General features: G+C 47.7%; 13 protein-coding genes and 2 tRNA genes. 10 read left to right on the top strand and 5 right to left on the bottom strand.

Annotated features, from left to right (window positions below):
* The first annotated feature begins 186 nt into the window (after positions 1-186).
* The 10 genes from ASJ33_RS03575 (at position 187) to ASJ33_RS03530 (ending at position 8,826) form a co-directional block, all read left to right on the top strand.
* Positions 187-276 (top strand) — tRNA-Ser (locus ASJ33_RS03575).
* A 33-nt stretch (positions 277-309) separates the two neighbouring features.
* Positions 310-399 (top strand) — tRNA-Ser (locus tag ASJ33_RS03570).
* A gap of 128 nt (positions 400-527) precedes the next feature.
* On the top strand, positions 528-1,649 hold the full coding sequence (dprA, locus tag ASJ33_RS03565) for a DNA-processing protein DprA (RefSeq protein ID WP_023652178.1): 1,122 nt from the start codon (positions 528-530) through the stop codon (positions 1,647-1,649).
* A gap of 6 nt (positions 1,650-1,655) precedes the next feature.
* Positions 1,656-3,767, top strand: a complete 2,112-nt coding sequence (topA, locus tag ASJ33_RS03560) for a type I DNA topoisomerase (protein WP_041330812.1) — start codon at positions 1,656-1,658, stop codon at positions 3,765-3,767.
* The gene (gene xerC / locus ASJ33_RS03555) at positions 3,768-4,691 is read left to right on the top strand and encodes a tyrosine recombinase XerC (protein ID WP_041330811.1); all 924 of its coding nucleotides are present in this window, start codon (positions 3,768-3,770) and stop codon (positions 4,689-4,691) included.
* The gene (locus tag ASJ33_RS03550) at positions 4,688-5,776 is read left to right on the top strand and encodes a M24 family metallopeptidase (RefSeq protein ID WP_041330810.1); all 1,089 of its coding nucleotides are present in this window, start codon (positions 4,688-4,690) and stop codon (positions 5,774-5,776) included. The genes xerC and ASJ33_RS03550 overlap by 4 nt, the downstream gene beginning before the upstream one ends.
* A 15-nt stretch (positions 5,777-5,791) precedes the next feature.
* Complete coding sequence (gene efp, locus ASJ33_RS03545) at positions 5,792-6,352, top strand: elongation factor P (RefSeq protein WP_041330809.1); 561 nt, start codon at positions 5,792-5,794, stop codon at positions 6,350-6,352.
* A gap of 2 nt (positions 6,353-6,354) precedes the next feature.
* Positions 6,355-7,014 (top strand): PHP-associated domain-containing protein, encoded by a 660-nt coding sequence (locus tag ASJ33_RS03540; RefSeq protein ID WP_023652173.1) that lies wholly within the window; start codon positions 6,355-6,357, stop codon positions 7,012-7,014.
* 2 nt (positions 7,015-7,016) lie between these two features.
* Positions 7,017-7,838, top strand: a complete 822-nt coding sequence (purN, locus tag ASJ33_RS03535; protein ID WP_041330808.1) for a phosphoribosylglycinamide formyltransferase — start codon at positions 7,017-7,019, stop codon at positions 7,836-7,838.
* A gap of 1 nt (position 7,839) precedes the next feature.
* On the top strand, positions 7,840-8,826 hold the full coding sequence (locus ASJ33_RS03530) for a carbohydrate kinase family protein (protein ID WP_012881925.1): 987 nt from the start codon (positions 7,840-7,842) through the stop codon (positions 8,824-8,826).
* 79 nt (positions 8,827-8,905) lie between these two features.
* On the opposite strand, the gene ASJ33_RS03525 is transcribed toward ASJ33_RS03530, so the two are convergent.
* From ASJ33_RS03525 to ASJ33_RS03505, 5 genes are all read right to left on the bottom strand, one after another.
* The gene (locus tag ASJ33_RS03525; RefSeq protein WP_010936452.1) at positions 8,906-9,508 is read right to left on the bottom strand and encodes an ATP-dependent Clp protease proteolytic subunit; all 603 of its coding nucleotides are present in this window, start codon (positions 9,506-9,508) and stop codon (positions 8,906-8,908) included.
* A complete protein-coding gene (gene tig, locus ASJ33_RS03520; RefSeq protein WP_041330806.1) occupies positions 9,505-10,848 on the bottom strand; it encodes a trigger factor in 1,344 nt (447 codons plus the stop codon). The genes ASJ33_RS03525 and tig overlap by 4 nt, the downstream gene beginning before the upstream one ends.
* A gap of 19 nt (positions 10,849-10,867) precedes the next feature.
* The gene (aspS, locus tag ASJ33_RS03515) at positions 10,868-12,664 is read right to left on the bottom strand and encodes an aspartate--tRNA ligase (RefSeq protein ID WP_023652170.1); all 1,797 of its coding nucleotides are present in this window, start codon (positions 12,662-12,664) and stop codon (positions 10,868-10,870) included.
* A gap of 76 nt (positions 12,665-12,740) precedes the next feature.
* Positions 12,741-13,076, bottom strand: coding sequence for a hypothetical protein (locus tag ASJ33_RS03510; protein ID WP_023652169.1), 336 nt, complete (start codon positions 13,074-13,076; stop codon positions 12,741-12,743).
* A complete protein-coding gene (locus tag ASJ33_RS03505) occupies positions 13,039-13,620 on the bottom strand; it encodes a hypothetical protein (RefSeq protein WP_023652168.1) in 582 nt (193 codons plus the stop codon). The genes ASJ33_RS03510 and ASJ33_RS03505 overlap by 38 nt, the downstream gene beginning before the upstream one ends.
* Between the last annotated feature and the right edge of the window lie 11 nt (positions 13,621-13,631).

The raw sequence follows: 13,631 nt of genomic DNA, 5'->3' as shown, positions 1-13,631 counted from the left end.
GTATAAACTAATTTTTCCACCCGGACAATCTGAATATTGTTTATCCGGCAGGACAGCACCTTATAAAGACACTTTCAGGTAAATTTGAATTCAGGGCGGGTTTCATTATATTATTACTCCTGCAGGCTTGGATACATTCCTGATTGGCTTTTAATTTTACTTGCATTCAAGTAAAATATAGCCTCTGGAGAGGTGTCCGAGTGGTTGATGGTGCTGCTCTCGAAAAGCGGTCTCCGTGAAAGCGGAGCGTGGGTTCGAATCCCACCCTCTCCGCCACAAATCTTAATAAAGGAATATAGGGTAATATACGGAGAGGTGCTGGAGTGGTCTATCAGGCACGCCTGGAAAGCGTGTGTCGCCGCAAGGTGACCGTGGGTTCGAATCCCACCTTCTCCGCCATTAAGTTTTAAACAATTGAAGCCTTCAAAATTGAAGGCTATTTTTTTGCCGTCCGGACAGTGCATTTCTTCCTTAATAATGTTTTATTGTTTGGATATTGTGCCTGTGCTAGAATTCCAAAAGACAAGATGCAAAACCAAGAGTGCAAATACGCCATAGGATTCAGTTATATAAACGGGGTCGGCCGGGTGCGCCTGAACCTGCTGGAAAGCTATTTCGGCAATCTGGAAAGTGCCTGGCACGCCGGTAAGGAAGCGCTGGTATCAGCCGGGCTTGATAACTCTCTGGCGGAAAATATAGTTACTTCCCGCCCCAAAATAGACCTGCCTAAAACCCTTGAAACTTTGAAGCGTCACGATATTCAGGTATTCACCCATACAGATAGTGATTACCCTGCCAGACTTAAGCAAATACATGATTACCCTCCCCTTATTTTTGTAAAGGGACAGCTTTTGGGGAATGATGAACTGTGTTTGGGGATAGTGGGAACCCGCCAGCCCACTGTCTACGGCAAACTGGTCACCGAAGAACTGGCCGAATCACTGGCACGATCAGGCCTGACTATAGTTTCCGGTCTGGCCAGAGGAATAGATACAGTTGCCCATACTGCCGCCCTTAAAACCGGCGGCAGAAGTATTGCGGTTTTCGGCTGCGGACTGGATATAATTTATCCATCTGAAAACAGCTGCCTTGCCCGCCAGATAGCTGAAAACGGGGCCCTGGTGAGTGAACACCCGCCCGGAATCCGCCCCCGGCCCGAATTTTTTCCCCGCCGCAACCGTATACTCTCAGGCCTTTGCCGCGGAATACTGGTAACCGAAGCGGGAGAAAACAGCGGGGCTGTGATAACCGCCAATTTTGCACTTGAACAAAACCGCGAGATTTTTGCCGTTCCGGGGAGTATACTATCAGCGGCTTCAGTGGGAACAAACCGTCTTATTCAGGAAGGAGCCAAGCTGGTTTGTTCCGCCAAAGATGTCCTTGAAGAACTGAATATAGGCCTGCTTTCAGTGCCGGATAACACTCCCAAAGCTATACCTGAAAACCAGACCGAAAGCCTGATACTGGATAAACTGGGCTATGAGCCAATACATATTGACCAGATTTGCCGTGAGTGCGGCCTGGGAATAGCCTTGGTCAGCAGCACTTTGGCCATAATGGAACTGAGGGGGCAAGTCCGCTCTGCCGGAGGCATGAATTATGTGCGCACCCGTGAAAAGAAAGAAATCTACCAGCTGGAGATGAATTAAGCTGTCATGAAAGAAAAACTTGTTATCGTTGAGTCACCTGCCAAAGCCCGTACTATCAGCAAAATGCTGGGCAAAGACTTTAATATTATGGCCACCATGGGGCATATACGGGATTTACCCAAAAGCACCCTGGGCGTAGATGTTGAAAACAGTTTTACCCCCAAGTATGTCTCCTTAAAAGCCAAGGCCAAGGTCATAAAGGAACTCAAAGACGCAGTTAAAAATTCCAAGGCAATTTACCTGGCTACCGACCCTGACCGCGAAGGTGAGGCTATTGCCTGGCATATATCCGAAGTTACCAAAGCCAATCTGGCTAAGCCTAAACGGGTGGTCTTTCACGAGATTACCAAAGAAGCCATAGACAAGGCTTTTAAAAACACCCGCGAACTGGATATGGATTTGGTAAATGCCCAGCAGGCCCGGCGGGTGCTTGACCGACTGGTAGGTTACAAATTAAGCCCGCTGCTCTGGCGAAAGGTACAACGGGGGCTTTCAGCCGGACGGGTGCAGTCTGTTTCCCTTAAAATAATTGTTGACCGCGAACGAGAAATAGAAAAATTCGTATCTGCCGAATACTGGAATATAGAAGCCCTGCTGAATAAAAAGGTTAAATCAGCCGCTTTCAAAGCTTCTCTGGCAGGTTATGTAACCAAAGGCAAACTGGAGATACATAACGAATCTGAAGCCGAACAAATTAAAAAAGAACTGGAAGTATCTGACTATCAGGTACTGAAGATAAAAAAGAAATCAAACCTCAGGCAATCCCCCGCCCCCTTTATTACCAGCACCCTTCAGCAGGAGGCCTGGCGAAAGCTCCATTTTTCAGCCAAGCAAACCATGGTGATAGCCCAGCAGCTGTATGAAGGCCTGAATATAGAGGGCGAAGGGGAAGTGGGTCTTATTACCTATATGCGTACTGACTCTACCAATGTAGCCCGTACCGCCGTAGCCGAAACCCGTGATTATATAAGTGAAAAATACGGCCCGGCTTACCTGCCCAAACAGGCCAGAGTATTTTCAAGCAAGGTTAAGGGCGCACAGGAAGCCCATGAAGCTATCCGCCCTACCCGCATAACCCGCACCCCTGACTTGATAAAAAAGAGTTTGTCTGCCGAACAGTTCAAACTTTACCAGCTTATCTGGCAGCGTATGATGGCCAGCCAGATGAGCCCGGCCACCTTTGATAATACTACAATAGACATAGAAGCCAAGCACCAGCCCTCAAAAACCCGTTATCTGCTTAAAACCACCAGTTCGGTAAATACTTTTCCGGGTTTTACCATTGTATATATAGAAGGCAAGGACGAAGATGAGGAAGCGGCGCAGTCCAGCCTGCCACCCATGGAAGAAGGCGAAGAGCTGAAGCTGAAAAACCTAGAAGCCAGCCAGCATTTTACCCAGCCTCCTCCCCGTTATACAGAGGCTACGCTAATCAAGGCGCTGGAGCAATACGGCATAGGCCGCCCCAGCACCTACGCCCCCACTATTTCCACAATACAGGAACGGGAATACATTACCAAGCTCAAAGGCAGCCTGAAACCCAGTGAACTGGGAATGCTGGTAAATAACCTGCTGGTAGAGTATTTCCCGGATATTATCGGTATAGATTTTACAGCCGCCATGGAAACCGAACTGGACAAAATAGCCACTGAAAAACTGGACTGGGTGCCTATAATTCAGCGTTTTTATGAACCTTTTATCAAAGAGATAGAAGCCGCCAGTGAAAAAATTGAAAAAATCAAACCGCCCGAAGAAGAGCTGGACGAGCTTTGCCCCGAATGCAATGCCAAGCTGGTAGTAAAACGGGGGCGTTTTGGTAAATTTATTGCCTGCTCACGTTATACCAAAGAAGAGGGCGGCTGCCGTTATACCCGCTCATACCAGATAAAAACAGGTGCCAAATGCCCTGAGTGCAATTCGGATATAGTTGAAAAATACAGCAAAAAGGGCAAGATATTTTACGGCTGTGCCGGTTACCCGAACTGCAAATTTGTATCTTTCTACAAGCCGCTAAGCAAACCCTGCCCGGAATGCGGCGCCCTTATGACCAAGAGCGGCAAGAACTGGGCTAAATGCACCAAGTGCGGTAAACGCAAAAAACTTGAAGATGAAAGCTAAATGCAGGAGAATTTCAACAAATACCTTGAATATCTGACGGTAGAAAAAAATGTTTCGGTTTATACCCTTAGAAACTACCGCACAGATTTGATTGGTTTTATTAACTACCTGATTGAAAAAAAAGTGAGCTCTTTTGACAGGGTAGACCGCTATATTTTGCGGGATTATATGTCCAGCCTGATAGAAAAAGGGATTGTTAAGGGCAGTATCGCCCGCAAACTTTCGGCTGTACGTTCTTTTTACCGCTACCTGATGCGGGAAGGCCTTATCCAGAAAAACCCCACCCTAAATGCCTCCAGCCCCCGTCTGGATAAACGCCTGCCGGAGTTTCTGACTACCGCTGAAGTTAGTAAACTGCTGCGGATACCTGATTCCTCCACCCCCCAGGGTTTGCGGGACAAAGCATTTATGGAGCTGCTTTATGCCAGCGGCCTGCGGGTGAGTGAGCTGGTCAAACTGGATATAGAAAACCTGGATTTGCACTCCCACCAGATACGGGTCTGGGGCAAAGGGTCTAAAGAACGCATAGTTCTGATGGGTCTGCCGGCAATCCAGTCTATCCAAACCTATCTAAACCTGGGCAGACCTTTGCTGAAAAGCAAGCGGAATACTCCGGCTTTATTCCTTAATCCAAACGGCGGCAGACTGAGTGCCCGCAGTTTTCAGGAAAGACTGGATAAGCTGGCACACCAAGCCGGTATAGAAAAACACGTACACCCCCACATGCTGCGCCATACCTTTGCCACTCACCTGCTGGACGGCGGAGCAGACTTAAGGGTAGTACAGGAGCTACTCGGCCACTCAAACCTTTCCACTACCCAGATATATACCCACGTTACCAAAAGCCAAGCCCGCAAAGTCTATATGTCCAGCCACCCGCTGGCCAAACCTCAGAATGATATTTCAGGGAGTGAAGACGAATGAAACAGCCAAACACCCGGCTTGCACTCCTGCGAAAGCTCATGGCTGAAAATGAACTGGACGGCCTGCTGGTATCCAAGCCTGAAAATATTTTTTATCTGTCCGGCTTTACCGGCGGCGAAGGTCATCTGCTTATAACTCAGGCACAATCTTTTATTGCGGTGGATTTCCGTTACTACGAGCAAGCGGAAAATGAATCCCTTGAATATACTTTATGTAAAGTTACTAACGGAATGTCTTACTGGCTGCCTGAACTGTTAAGCTCCGGAAACATCCGCCGTTTGGGTTTTGAATCTTTCTATATTACTTTTGAAGAATACAGCAAACTAAAGACCGCACTTAACGAAGGCGGCTCAGATATTTTACTCACAGAAACAGCAGACTTGGCAGGCAAACTGCGGCAGATAAAATCTAAGGAAGAAATAGACGATATTAAACAAGCAGCCGCCATTGGCGATGCCGCTTTCTCCGCCCTGCCCTTCCTGCTAAAACCGGGTATAACCGAACAGCAGCTGGCCTGGGAACTTGAGAAATTTATGCGAAACCGCGGCAGCCAGTCTATGCCGTTTGAGGTTATTGCCGCTACGGGGGCAAACTCCGCCCTGCCCCATGCCCGAACCCGCCCGGCCGCTGTGGTTTGCGGGCAGCCCCTGCTTATGGATTACGGGGCAAAAGCAAGCTGGTATGTCAGTGACATGACCAGGACGGTATTACCCGGAAAACCGGATAGCAAATTTAAGAAAATATATGATATAGTTCTGTCCGCCCAGCAAAAGGCCATAGACCAAATCACCTCCGGAATGACAGGACAGGAAGCTGACTCTATAGCCCGAGAGGTTATTGAAAAAGCCGGCTACGGGGCAAATTTCGGGCACAGTCTGGGACATGGGGTGGGACTTGAAGTGCATGAAGCGCCCCGTCTCAGCCCCAAAAGTACAGACATACTTGAAAACGGAATGGTCTTCAGTATAGAGCCTGGCATATATCTGCCGAGATGGGGCGGTATCCGTATAGAAGATACCTGTACTCTTAAAAATGGTAAAATAGAGTTGCTTTCAAAATCAGATAAACAAAACCCCTATATTTAAAGAAGAAAGGTTTATATGGCCACTGGAAACGAATTAAAAAAAAGCTGCATAATCCAACAGGAAAACGGCCTGTTTCAGGTAATGGATATCCAACATGTAAAGATGAAACACACCGCCCTGCTTCGTCTGAAACTGAAAGACATACGAGACGGGCATACTATGGAACAAACCTTTCAGTCAGACGAAAAGTTCAATCTGGTAAACCTGGAATACCGCCATATGCAATTTTTATATAACGACGATAACGTTTACCATTTTATGGATGATAAAACCTTTGAGCAGATAGCTCTAAATAAAAGCGTATTGGGTGATGCCGTCAACTACCTGCTTGAAAACGGCAGTGTCAGGGTAATGACCTTTCAGGAAGAAGCAATAGGCGTTGAGTTGCCGGCATCGGTTAACCTGAGAATAGCTCATACCGAACCAGGTTTTAAGGGTGACACCGCCGCCACCACTACCAAACCGGCAACTCTGGAAACGGGACTGGTAGTGCAGGTGCCCTTATTTATAAATACCGAAGATTTAATCAGGGTAGATACCCGCAGCGGCCAGTATCTGGGAAAGGCAACCGCTTAATAATGTTAAAAGCTGATTTACACGTCCATACGAATTACTCTATGGACTCAAATACCAAACCCGAAGATTTGATAAAAAAGTGCGTTGAAAAAGGCGTGAATTGCATTTCTTTATGTGACCATGGCACAGCCGAGGGAGCTTTAATGCTGGCTAAAAACAGCCCCATCAAAATAATAGTCTCCGAAGAAGTGCTTACCCATCACGGAGAAATTATGGGTATGTTTCTCAAGGAGAGCATACCCAGCGGTATATCAGTAGACGAATGTGTATCCCGAATAAAAGCCCAGGGCGCTCTGGTCTGCATTCCCCACCCTTATGACAAACTAAGGGGTTCGGCTCTGATAGATTCGGAACTGGAAAGGCTGGCTTCTGAAGGAAAAATAGACGTGCTGGAGGTTTTTAACTCCCGCACCCTGCTGAACGGAAGCCTTAAAAAAGCCCGCAAACTGGCCAAACAATACGACCTGCCCATGAGTGCCGGTACAGATTCCCATACTTTGCCGGAGATAGGCACTACCTACGTAATCATGCCTAATTTTAATTCCCCTGAAGAGTTCATAACCGCCCTCAGGCAGGGGCGGATAACCGGCCGCCAGAACCGTATGGTACGTATACGGGCACTGGTACGCAAACTTTCCAAATATATCAAACCGGAGAAATAAGCATGTTTGAACTGGGCTGGTTTTCAACTGCCAGAGGCAAAGGGTCACGCAACCTGTTGACCGCCGTGCTGGACAGTATCCAAAAGGGAGAGCTTAAGGCAAAAATAAGTTTTGTCTTTTGCAGCCGCGAACCCGGTGAATCAGCCGAAACAGACGCTTTTTTTGAACTGGTAAAAAGCCATAATATACCGCTAGTTACCTTTTCCTACCAGAAATATAAAGCCAAGGTAAACGGCAGTGACGAAACTCCCGGCGGCAGCCTGCCCCGGTGGAGACTGGATTACGACAGCGAAGTCTTAAAACGCCTTAAGCCGTATAAACCCCAGTTATGCGTATTGGCCGGCTATATGCTGATAATGGGGCCGGAAATGTGCAGCCGTTATAACATTATAAATCTGCACCCCGCCACCCCCTGGGGACCAAAAGGCACATGGAAAGAGGTCATATGGGAGCTTATGCAGCAAAAAGCCTCCGAGACCGGGGCTATGATACATTTGGTAACACCTGAACTGGACAGAGGGCCGGTGGTGAGTTACTGCCGCTTTTCTATTCAGACAGATTCCTTCAAACCGCTGTGGGATGATATTGCTGGGCGTGCAGTAAATGAGATTAAAGCCACAGAAGGAGAAAATAATGCTCTTTTCAGGGCTATCCGCCATCAGGGCACTATCCGCGAACTGCCGCTTATAGTCCGCAGTATAAAAGCCATAAGCGAAGAACGGGTGAATATCCGCCAAGGTAAAATAACCGATAACTGCGGGCAGACCATACCGGGATATGACCTGAGTACCGAGATTGACCATATAATTCAAGGGAGAGAATGACATGACTGCTTGTCGTCTTGAGGCTATCGGCCTGGGGGCGGTGCATGTAGACCATATATACACTGTAGAACAGATACTCCATGACGGGGAATGCGTAGTTACCGAATCTGCTTTATTTCCCGGCGGTTCGGGGGCCAATACCATACACGGGCTGTCCCGTCTGGGATTAAAATGCGGTTTCATAGGGGCAGTGGGGAATGACCCTGATGGAAACTTGTTAATTAAGGATTTTGAAAATGCAGGTATAGATAACCGGTATCTGATGGTAAAAAACGAAGCCCAAACAGGCTCTGTGGTTTCCCTGAGCGAGTCTTCTGGACGCCGCTCAACATATGTAAATCCCGGTGCCAACAATTATCTTGACCTTTCTGATATAAATCTGGAATACCTAAGTCAGGCTAAACTGGTTCACATGTCCACCTTTTTTAACCAGAACGAATTTGCCCTTTGCCACGAAATAGCGGAACGGCTGGCACCAGGTGTACTTTTTAGTTTTTCACCCGGAGCCCTCTTTGCCGCCCAAGGCTTAAAAAGGCTTGCACCCATTCTTTCCCGCACCAATGCCCTCTTCACCAACCAGCAGGATATAGAAAAAATGACCCAGAAAAACTATCAGCGGGCTACAGATATGTGTATCCGCAGTGGGTGTGAACATGTAGTGGTAACTCTGGGGGAGAGCCGTCGTTTTCAGCGAAAAGGCAAAATAACACTCCAGACCTATATACGGGACAAAGACCACGAATGCCATATGGAGTCAACCGTAAGCCTCCGGAAAGATATCCGTACCGTAGTTGATACAATAGGTGCGGCAGATGCTTTTACTACCGGTTTTCTTTTCGGATTGATGGGTGACAAACCTATTGAAGAGTGCGGTTTGCTGGGTGATATTTCCGCTCGTTTTTGTATAAGCAAACTGGGAGCCCGCTCAGGGCTGCCTGACCTTGCGGGGCTGAAAGAACGCTTTGGTATGCACTACTTTACCAACTAATTATTCACCAAGATATAATAAAAACGCCCCTCTTGCGAAGGGGCGTTTTATTTTTAGATATGAAATAACCAGTTATTAATTATTTGTTTTCGGGTTTCTGCAAAATCTCATCTATCAGGCCGTATTCCACAGCCTGCTGGGCATTCAGGTAATAATCACGGTCACTGTCATGGATAATTTTCTCCATAGGCTGGCCGGTGTGTTTTACCAGGATATTCCGCAGAATATCCTGCTGGCGCATAATCTCGCGGGCGGCAATTTCAATATCCGAAGCCTGCCCTTGAGCGCCACCCATAGCCTGATGCATGTGAATGGTAGCATTGGGCAAAGCATAACGTTTACCCTTGGCACCGGCACACAGCAAAACTGTAGCCATGGAAGCCGCAACACCCACGCAAATGGTAGATACTTTGGGCCGGATAAGCTGCATGGTATCGTACATGGCCAGTCCGGCAGATATTACGCCGCCGGGGCTGTGAATATAAAGGCTTATGTCCTTGTCAGGGTCTTCGCGGTCAAGGAACAGCAACTGGGCAATCACCAGGTTAGCCACCTGATCATTGATTTGTGAACCCAGAAAGATAATCCTCTCCTTTAGTAATAGAGAATAAATGTCAAAGGCACGTTCGCCTCTGGCACTGCTCTCAATAACCATAGGTACTACGTTTTCAGGGCTTATCATTTATCTGCCTCCTCTGTTTTTTCACCTTTATCAGCTTTAGGTTCAACAACCTCAATAGCTGGTTGGAGAGCTATTTCATCTATAAAAGCCATAGTCTTGCGGGCAGTCAACAGCTGAATAAGGCGGTCTCTGGTCTCAGGTTTATTGTAGAAAGCTTTTTCTTCTTGTTTTTTATCACCCGAATCCTGGGTGAGTTTCTCAATTTCGGCATCCACTTCTTCGTCACTGGGTATAAGATTTTCGGCGGTAGCCAGTTTACCCAAAGCCAGCGAAGACTCCACCCTCTGTTCTGCCAGAGGACGATACCGCTGCTGCATATCTTCCGGAGTCATCTGGGACAACATAGCCCGGAATTCTTCGGGGCTTTTTACATTGCTCTGCAAACGCTGAAGCTGCTGTTCAATTATCTGGTCCAGCTCTGCTTCCACCATAACTTCCGGATAATCTATTTTACTCATTTTTATCAGGGCTTCAACAATCTGGTCTTCAAACTTGGCCTGAGCCTTGTCATCCTGTCTTTCCTGCATATTCTCCCGAATACGCTGGCGAAGCTCAGCCAGAGTATTAAATTCGGGGTTTAATTCGTGGGCAAAGGCGTCATTCAGTTCCGGCAGTTTTTCTTCCCTGATTTCCTTGATAGTTATCTTGAAAGCGGCTGTCTTGCCGGCCAGTTCAGCCCGTGCATGGTCTTCGGGAAAAACTATAGAAATCTCTTTAGGTTCACCCACTACCATATCTACCAGATGTTCACCAAAACCGGGGGCAGGATAAATAGCTTCTTCCCTTACAGAATACTGCATATCCTCACGGTTCAGGTAGGGTTCGCCGTTAAGGGTGCTTTCAACATTCATAAGCAGCATATCACCTATTTTAACGGAGCGTTCCACTTTTTCCCAGGTGGCTCTCTGGTGGAGCACCTGGTCTATCACGGTGTCAATATTTTCTTCGGTAATTTCCACCTTTTCTTTAGTGGCTCTTATGGTTTTATAATCACCCAGTTCCACTACTGGGGGCAGAGGTATGCGGGCGGAAAAGACAAAGGGTTCGGTGGTAACCATGGCTACCTTGGGGGCAGCAAAAGGTTTTATATCCTCGTCTTTAATAGCCTGCTGGCAAGCTTCGGGTACAATATCATCTACCATCTCATCCAGCATTTTCTCACGGCTAACGTACTTTTCAAACACATCCCGGGGGGTTTTACCCTTGCGGAAACCCGGAATTTCCACCTTTTTTACCAGACGGCGGTATGTTTTGGAAAGACCCTCTTCAACCTCGGTTGAATCCATCTCTACCGTTATACTGGCCTGACAGCCCTCTATCTTTTTATCTGTTACTTTCATGGCACCTCAATCCCAAAAACTATTCTTTTTCCGCTTGAATACGGATATGTAAATCCCTTATTTGCTTATCATCTACTACTGACGGAGCCCCAAAAAGCAGGTCTTGAGCAGCCTGATTTTTGGGGAAGGGTATAACTTCACGTATGGAAGTTTCCCCCGCCAGCAGCATTACAAAGCGGTCTATACCGGGTGCAACACCTCCGTGGGGGGGCGCGCCAAACTCAAAGGCCTCCAGAAGGTGGCCGAAACGTTCATTTATCTGTTCATCATTATATCCCAGCAGATGGAATACTTTCCTCTGCAGATCTGCCTGGTGAATTCTGATACTGCCGCCGGCAATCTCGTATCCATTACAAACCACGTCATAAGCACGGCTTCCTACCCTGGCGGGGTCGGTATCCATAAGGGGCATATCAGCCTCAAGCGGAGCGGTAAAGGGATGATGAACCGAATCCCAGCGTTTGCCCTCCTCGTCCCACTGGAAAAGGGGGAAGTCTACTACAAAGGCAAAACTGAGTTCATTTTTATCACACAAACCAAGCTTTGCAGCCAAATGATTTCTCATCTCACCCAGTACACTGTTCACCATTTTACGGGCACCGGCCACAATCAAAATAAGGTCACCCGACTTAGCCCCGCTGCGTTCGGCTATGGTTTTGATTTCTTCCAGAGTAAGGTACTTAGCGGCTACGGATTTGACCATTTCAATAGTCAAATCTTTAAGCTCCCCGCTTTCCGCACCCAGTGAAATGGGTACCAAACCGGCCGCCCCGTACTTCTTAGCCAGATTTATCAGTTCTTCCTGCTGGCTCTTGTTGTACCCGCCGCAACCGGGAGCGGAAATGGCCTTGATAGCCCCGCCCTGAGCAGCCACATTTTTGAAAACACCGAAAGCCGAGGAAGCGCCGATATCGGTAATATCTGCCAATTCCATACCGAAGCGAAGGTCAGGCTTGTCACAGCCGTATTTCTCCATAGCATCAGCAAAGCTGATACGGGGAAACTTTTTATTATATTTCATATCCGGGCGGACACTGGCTACCAGCCCGGTAAACAGGTCTTCCATGAGCTGCATCATGTCATTTTCATCAACAAAGCTCATTTCCATATCCAGCTGGGTAAATTCCGGCTGGCGGTCTGCTCTTAAGTCTTCATCACGGAAACAGCGGGCGACCTGATAGTATTTTTCCATACCCGCCACCATAAGCAGCTGTTTTAACTGCTGGGGAGACTGGGGTAAGGCAAAAAACTGCCCCGGAAACAAGCGGGAGGGAACCAGATAGTCACGCGCCCCCTCAGGTGTGCTTTTAATCAGAATGGGAGTCTCAATCTCTATAAAACCCCGGGTATTTAAAAACTCCCGCATAAAGCTGACAGCTTTATGGCGGATAATCAGGTTGTTTTTCATGCCCTGGCGGCGTATATCCAGATAGCGATACTTGAGCCTGAGGCTCTCGTCCACTTCCACTTCTTCGTTAATATAAAAGGGCGGGGTTTTAGCGGCATTTAAGATTTTGGCATCAGCCGCCACCACTTCCACCAAACCTGAGGGCATACGGCTGTTTTCCGTACCGGCCGGGCGGCGGCTGACAGTGCCTTTTACCTGCAGGACATATTCACTCCGCAGCTCTTTACCGATATCCAGACAGGCGGCGGACTGTTCGGGGTTAAATACCACCTGAACAATGCCTTCCCTGTCACGAAGGTCAATAAATATAACCCCGCCATGATCGCGGCGGCGGTGTACCCAACCTGCCAGAGTAACTTCAGTGCCAATATTTTCCTGAGTTAAGGCACAGCTATGAGTTTTAAGCATGCGCACCTTCTAAATTTAGTCAAGACAATTAGAGAAGATTATATCCTATACATTGTGTTTGTTCAAACGCTGAAAGCTATTTTTTTTCGTATTCGCCCAGCAAAAAATCCACCTCATCCATCAGGCATTTTACAGCCGCCTCGCCGAAAGCACCCGGCTCTATATCCAGTATTACCCGGCTATCCTTACGTTCAGACCCCATTACATACACACTGGCACAGGCAGCGGAGCTGTTTTTTACCCGGCTGAAGACCATTGTCCCTTTGAAAATGAAATCTGAAGAAGAGTCGGTTACAGAGTAATTGTCACTGCTGGCACTTTCCAGATGCCCGCCATGTTTGGTTATTAAATCTTTAAGGGTATCAAAAAGAAGCTCAGGTTTTAGGCGGCTGTATATTTTCCGGTACTCCATGCAGGCCTTCCTCCTTTAGAAACTGTGCAAAACGGCTAACAATATTTTTATCCCGTACCAGGGCAAACTCTATGCCGTACTGGTGCTTTAAACGGTACGGCACACAGCAGCAGCGGCAGCAGTTGCAAATAGAATAAAAATGCTCTTTGCAGTGTACCAGGGTGGTCATCAGCCCGGCCTGCTGGCAGGATATAATAACCTCCAGTGCCTGCTCATGGCTGATGGGCTTGAACTTCCCGAGTGTATCCCGGTATACATGCCCGCCCGCCCCTATGATAATCTCCGCCATAACCGGGGCATCACAGTTTTTAAAAACCTCACGGCAGCTGCACGGACCGAGATAAATATTTTCGGACATGTCCAGTATCTCTTTGGCTTCGGGCAGATTCAGCAAATACCCGCCATGCTGTTTGCGGGCATAATGATTGGCATATTTCTTTACCAGACTGCCTGCAAGCGGCCAGCGGCTGAGTGATGCCAGACGCATATACCACTTCAGAAATGACTTCTGGCGTTTGCCGTAAAAGGGCAATAGTTCGTGCATTTGTTTATTAT

Origin of the sequence: Dehalococcoides mccartyi (genome assembly GCF_001889305.1) — a bacterium.
GTDB classification, from domain to species: Bacteria; Chloroflexota; Dehalococcoidia; order Dehalococcoidales; family Dehalococcoidaceae; genus Dehalococcoides; species Dehalococcoides mccartyi_A.
Note: the sequence above shows the minus strand (reverse complement) of the source record. Positions and strands in the feature narration are given on the sequence as shown.